This is a genomic window from Intrasporangium sp., assembly GCF_035688975.1.
Taxonomy (GTDB): Bacteria; Actinomycetota; Actinomycetes; order Actinomycetales; family Dermatophilaceae; genus CALMNV01.
Map to the genome: position 1 here is coordinate 1 of NZ_DASSMH010000113.1, position 5740 is coordinate 5740.

The 5740-nt window shown below is 69.3% G+C and carries 6 protein-coding genes; all 6 read left to right on the forward strand.

The features are described 5' to 3' along the window. A partial coding sequence (locus tag VFJ94_RS11750; protein WP_325004397.1) for an electron transfer flavoprotein subunit beta/FixA family protein occupies positions 1–791 on the forward strand: 791 nt, incomplete at its 5' end. A gap of 37 nt (positions 792–828) precedes the next feature. Then, positions 829–1788: an electron transfer flavoprotein subunit alpha/FixB family protein gene (locus VFJ94_RS11755; RefSeq protein WP_325004398.1), complete on the forward strand. Its 960-nt coding sequence runs from the start codon at positions 829–831 to the stop codon at positions 1786–1788. An 82-nt stretch (positions 1789–1870) separates the two neighbouring features. Then, entirely contained in the window at positions 1871–2629 is a 759-nt protein-coding gene (locus VFJ94_RS11760; protein WP_325004399.1) for an aldo/keto reductase, read from the forward strand. A 120-nt stretch (positions 2630–2749) separates the two neighbouring features. Next, complete coding sequence (locus VFJ94_RS11765) at positions 2750–3709, forward strand: aldo/keto reductase (protein ID WP_325004400.1); 960 nt, start codon at positions 2750–2752, stop codon at positions 3707–3709. 71 nt (positions 3710–3780) lie between these two features. Then, a complete protein-coding gene (locus VFJ94_RS11770; protein WP_325004402.1) occupies positions 3781–4827 on the forward strand; it encodes a 2,3-butanediol dehydrogenase in 1047 nt (348 codons plus the stop codon). A gap of 6 nt (positions 4828–4833) precedes the next feature. After that, complete coding sequence (locus VFJ94_RS11775) at positions 4834–5577, forward strand: SDR family oxidoreductase (RefSeq protein ID WP_325004403.1); 744 nt, start codon at positions 4834–4836, stop codon at positions 5575–5577. Positions 5578–5740 lie beyond the last annotated feature (163 nt).

Genomic DNA, 5740 nt, shown 5'->3' on the forward strand with positions numbered 1-5740 from the left:
TGAACATCGTCGTCTGTGTCAAGCACGTGCCGGACGCGCAGGCGGAGCGCACGTTCAGCTCGGTTGACAACACCACGGACCGTGAGAATGTCGACGGGTTGTTGTCCGAGCTGGACGAGTATGCCGTCGAGGAGGCGTTGAAGATCGTCGAGGCGGGCGAGGGCGAGGTCATCGTGGTGACCGTCGGTCCGGACGCGGCTGCCGACGCGATCAAGAAGGCGCTGCAGATGGGCGCGAGCAGGGGGGTGCATGTCCTCGATCCTGCGATCCACGGTTCCGACGCGGCGGCCACCTCGCTGGTGCTGGCCGAGGCGATCAGGAGGATCGGCGCCGAGTCGCCGGTCGACCTGGTGATCACGGGGATGGCCTCGACGGACGGCTCGATGGGCGTGGTGCCGACGATGCTGGCCGAGCGTCTGGGACTGCCTGCCGCCACCTTCGCCTCCGAGCTGAGGGTCGAGGGCGGGCAGGTGACGATCCGCCGCGATGGTGACGTGTCCACGCTGACGGTCACCGCGTCCCTGCCGGCGCTGGTCTCGGTCACGGACCAGATCAACGAGCCGCGTTACCCCTCGTTCAAGGGGATCATGGCGGCGAAGAAGAAGCCGGTCGAGAGGTGGGGTCTGGCGGACCTCGGGGTCGACCCGGCCCAGGTGGGCCTGGCCGCGGCGTGGACCAGGGTCGAGTCGTTCGCCGCCCGCCCGCCGCGCAGCCAGGGCGAGATCGTCAAGGACGAGGGCGACGGCGGGACGAAGCTCGCGCAGTTCCTCGCCGCACGCAAGTTCGTCTGACCCGCCGCCCACCCTCACGTCAAGGAGCACCAGACACATGGCCGAAGTCCTCATCCTCGTCGACCACGTCGACGGCACGGTGCGCAAGACCACCGCTGAGCTGCTGACCATCGCCCGCCGGCTGGGGGAGCCCTGCGCCGTCTTCGTCGGCGACGGCTTCGACGCGGCGCGCGAGACCCTCGCGAAGTATGGGGCGCACAAGGTCTACCGGGTCACCGGTGCCGAGGTCACCGACTACCTGGTCGTGCCGCAGGCCGAGCTGCTCACGACGCTCGTGCAGGGCACGGCGCCGGCGGCGCTGCTCATCTCGTCGTCCGCGGAGGGCAAGGAGATCGCGGCCCGGGTCGCCATCCGCACCGGCTCTGGCCTGGTCACCGACGCGGTCGACGTGCGGGCGGGGGAGGGTGGGGCCGTGGCGACGACCCAGTCGGTGTTCGCCGGCTCGTTCACGGTGGAGTCCACGGTGACGAAGGGGACCCCGATCGTGACCGTCAAGCCCAACTCCGCCACGCCGCAGGAGGCGCCCGCGGCGGCCACCGAGGAGGTGGTGGACTACACGCCCTCCGAGGCCGCGAAGGCTGCCCGGATCACCGAGTCCAGGCCGAAGCAGGCCACCGGGCGCCCGGAGCTGACGGAGGCCGCGATCGTCGTCTCCGGGGGGCGGGGCACGGGCGGTGACTTCGCGCCGGTCGAGGCCTTCGCCGACGCGCTCGGCGCCGCGGTGGGCGCCTCGCGTGCGGCGGTGGACGCGGGGTGGTACCCGCACACCTCCCAGGTGGGCCAGACCGGCAAGCAGGTCTCCCCGCAGCTCTACGTCGCGTGCGGCATCTCCGGCGCGATCCAGCACCGGGCCGGGATGCAGACGTCCAAGACGATCGTCGTGGTCAACAAGGACAGCGAGGCACCGATCTTCGACCTGGTCGACTTCGGGGTCGTCGGTGACCTGTTCACCGTCCTGCCGCAGGCCACCGAGGCCGTCGACGCCACCAAGGGCTGAGGCGAGCATGACTGCGCAGCCACCATCGGTGCCACTCATCGGCCTACCCCATGGGGTGCAGATTCCCCAGGTGGGTCTGGGCATGTTCAAGATCGACGACCCGGACATGGCGGGCGTGGTTGACGTCGCCCTGAGAGCCGGGTACCGGCACTTCGACCTTGCGGCCTACTACGGTAACGAGCGGGCCTTCGGTCACGCGCTGCGCGAGTCGGGAGCCGCCCGTGACGAGCTCTTCCTGACCTCGAAGGTGTGGAACACCGACCACGGCCATACCGAGGCGCTGGCCGCCTTCGAGAGGACCCGCGCACATCTCGGTGTGGACGTGCTCGACCTCTACCTCATCCACTGGCCGGTGCCCTCTGCAGGGAGATACCTCGAAACCTGGCAGGCACTCGAAGGCCTGCAACAGCAGGGGTTGACGAGGGCCATCGGTGTCTCCAACTTCACCCGCACGCACCTTGAGCGGCTTCTCGCCCAAAGCGACGTGAAGCCGGCCGTCAACCAGGTGGAGCTGCACCCGTACTTCCAGCAGCGGTGCCTGCGGACGTTTCACCACGAGCACGGCATCGTGACCCAGGCGTGGTCGCCTCTCGGGCGCGGCGCGGTGCTCGACGACCCGGTCGTCGTCGAGATCGCCGCGCGCCACCATGTGTCACCGGCCCAGGCGATCCTGCGCTGGCATCTCCAGCTCGGCACCGTGGTCTTTCCCAAGTCGAGCAGCCCCGCGAGGATCGCCGCGAACATCGACCTCTTCGGCTTCGAGCTGGACGAGGACGACATGCAGCGGATGCGCTCCCTGGACCGGGGGCGGCGCACCGGACCGGACCCCGACTCGATGTGACCGGAACCCCCGTCGACGCCACGTGACACGACAAGGCCCACCCCGCACAGACAGGACCGACAGGACATGAAGGCAGAGCACAGACGCAAGTTGGGACGGACCGGCGTGGAGGTCTCCACGATGTCCTTTGGGGCGGCTCCCATCGGCAACTTCCTCCACCCCTTCAGTGAGTCGGAGGCGGCCGGCATGGTCGACCAGGCGTGGGACCTCGGCATGCGGTACTTCGACACCGCGCCGCTCTACGGCCACGGACTGAGCGAATACCGCTTGGGCCATGCGCTGCGCGAGCGCCCGCGAGACGAGTACGTCGTCTCGACCAAGGTCGGCCGGGTGCTGAAGCCGGCCGCGCAAGGTTCCTTCGACTCCGGGCTGTGGGTGCGGCCGGCACCCTTCGCGGCCGAGTACGACTACACCTTCGACGGCATCATGCGCGCGGTCGAGGACAGCCTTCAGCGGCTCCTGCTCGACCGGGTCGACATCCTCTTCATGCACGACATCGACCGCTACACCCACGGCGACCTCCAGGAGTCGATGTTCAGGACGGCGCTGGACAGTGGATTCGCGGCGCTGGAGCGCCTGCGCGCCGAGGGAGTCGTCGACGCCATCGGCTTCGGGGTCAACGAGGCCGACGTCTGCGCCGAGGCGGTGCGCCGCGCCGACGCTGACTGCGTCCTCCTGGCCGGGCGGTACACCCTGCTGGAGCAGGAGCCCCTCGACCACCTGCTCCCCATGTGCGCGGAGCGGGAGATCGGAGTCGTGCTCGGTGGCGTCTACAACAGCGGCATTCTCGCCACGGGACCGACCACGGGCGCCAAGTTCAACTACGGTCCGGCGCCGAAACCCGTGATGGAGCGTGCCCGCCGCCTGCAGGCGGTGTGCGACCGTCACGACGTCCCGCTCCCCGCCGCCGCGCTGCACTTCGCCGCGGCGCATCCCGTGGTCTCGAGCATCTGCATCGGCTCACGGACCCAACAGCAGCAGGCGGCCTCCGCGGCCTGGCTTGAGCTGGACCTTCCCTCCGCGCTGTGGGACGACCTGCGTCGCGAGGGCCTCCTGCGAGAGGACGCTCCGACGCCATGACCATGTCATCTGAGGTCTCGTCCGCGACTGCTCCCAGGATGCGAGCCGCGCGTTACCACGGTCGGGAAGACGTGCGTATCGACTGGGTCCCCGAGCCCGAACCCGGGCCGGGCACGGTGAAGATCGCCGTCGAGTGGTGCGGCATCTGTGGTACCGACCTCCATGAGTACTTCGACGGTCCCATCTTCTGCCCCGCCCCGGGTAAGAGCCACCCCCTGACGGGTGCCTCCCTCCCCGTCGTCCTGGGCCACGAGTTCGTCGGAACCGTGCACTCCGTGGGCGAAGGGGTCCGCCGGATCCGCCTCGGGGACCGCGTCGTCGTCGAGCCGCGGCGCTCGTGCGGCCAGTGCGCCGCCTGCACGTCGGGCCGCTACAACTGCTGTCCGCGAGCCGCCACGATCGGTCTGCAGGGCGGCGGGGGCGGGCTCGCGCAGTACATCGTCGTCGACGAGGATCTGGTGTTCCAGATCGGTGACCTGTCCGCCGAGGTCGGCGCCCTCATCGAGCCGCTCGCCGTCGCCCATCACGCCATCGGCCAGGGCCCCCGTCCTCAGGGCGCCACCGCAGTGGTGTTCGGAGGTGGGCCGATCGGGCTGTTGGTCGTCTGGATGCTCAAGGCAATGGGCGCCTCGACGGTGTGCCTCGTCGAGCCCTCCGAGGCGCGGCGCTCACGCGCTGGACGGCTGGGAGCGGACCACGCACTCGACCCCACGGCATACCCGTCAACGGAGAGGATGCTCGAGTATGCCGGTCTGTCGGATGTCGACGTCGCCTTCGAGTGCGCCGGCGTCGAGGCGGCACTCCAGGGATGCCTGATCGCGGTCCGGCCCGGTGGGACGGTGGTCAACGTGGCGATCAGTGGACGCCCGCTGTCGCTGGACCTAACGCCCCTGCTCCTCAAGGAGATCCATCTCGTAGGCACCATCTGCTACGCGAACGACCACCAGCCGGTGATTGACCTCCTCAGGCGATATGCCCTGCCGGTCGAGACCTTGGTCACCAAGCGGATCGGCCTCGACCAGCTTGTCACGGCCGGATTCCGCGCCCTGGCCAGCGGCGACGAGAACCACGTCAAGATCCTGGTCAGCCCCACGATGACCCAACCAGAGAGCGAGTAGAAAACGATGGAACGATTTGAGGGCCAGACGGCCATCGTCACCGGAGCCGCCAGCGGGATCGGTGCGGCCATTGCGGCGTCGCTCGCCCGGGAGGGCGCTCGGGTGGTCGCCGTGGACTACGACACCAGCGTGAAGGCGGCCGCCGCCGAGTACGACGGCGTGCCGGTCGTCGGGGACGTTACCGATCCGGAGCTCGGGACAGAGCTCCTGGCGACGCTGGCGAGGCACGGCCTCGGTCTCGACCACCTCGTGGGCGCTGCCGGGATCCAGGTGCGGGCAGCGGGCATCGACATCGAGGACGCGGACTGGCAGCGCCTGCTCAATGTCAACCTGTCGGGCTTCTACCGTCTCCTGCGCACGTTGGTCCCGCCCCTGGAGCAGGGGTCGCACGGCTCGCCGGGCAGCGTCGTCGCGGTGACCTCGATGTCGGGCGACCGCGCGGTTCCCGGGATCGTGCCGTATGGCTCCGTCAAGGCGGCCCTCGCCCATCTGATCCGCGGGCTGGCAGTGGAACTCGGCCCCCGCGGGATCCGATTGAATGGCATCGCCCCCGGCTATGTCAGCACTCCCATGACCGCTCCCATCCTCGAGGATCCAGCCACGCTGCAGCGGATCATGGCTCGCCTGCCCCTCCAGCACATCGCGGAGCCGGAGGAGATGACCGGGCCCGCTCTCTTCCTCTTGTCGCGGGAGGCACGGTACGTCACTGGGCAGATCCTTGCCGTGGACGGCGGGTACGCCCTGACCTAGAGAACATCGACAAGGAGTCATTCATGACAGCCCTGCAGATCGTGGCCGTGGTCGTGTGTCTGGCGGTGACGGCGGTTGCGGTGGCGTTGCTGGCCCGGACGGTGAACGGTTTGGTGGCGACGTTCCGTCTGGGTCAGCCGGAGTTCCGTGGGGATGACAAGGG

Bases quoted from the DNA above. Each gene is read 5' to 3' on its own strand.
- VFJ94_RS11755 (WP_325004398.1), top strand. From the start codon at position 829: ATGGCCGAAGTCCTCATCCTCGTCGACCACGTCGACGGCACGGTGCGC.
- VFJ94_RS11760 (WP_325004399.1), top strand. From the start codon at position 1,871: ATGTTCAAGATCGACGACCCGGACATGGCGGGCGTGGTTGACGTCGCC.
- VFJ94_RS11765 (WP_325004400.1), top strand. From the start codon at position 2,750: ATGTCCTTTGGGGCGGCTCCCATCGGCAACTTCCTCCACCCCTTCAGT.
- VFJ94_RS11775 (WP_325004403.1), top strand. From the start codon at position 4,834: ATGGAACGATTTGAGGGCCAGACGGCCATCGTCACCGGAGCCGCCAGC.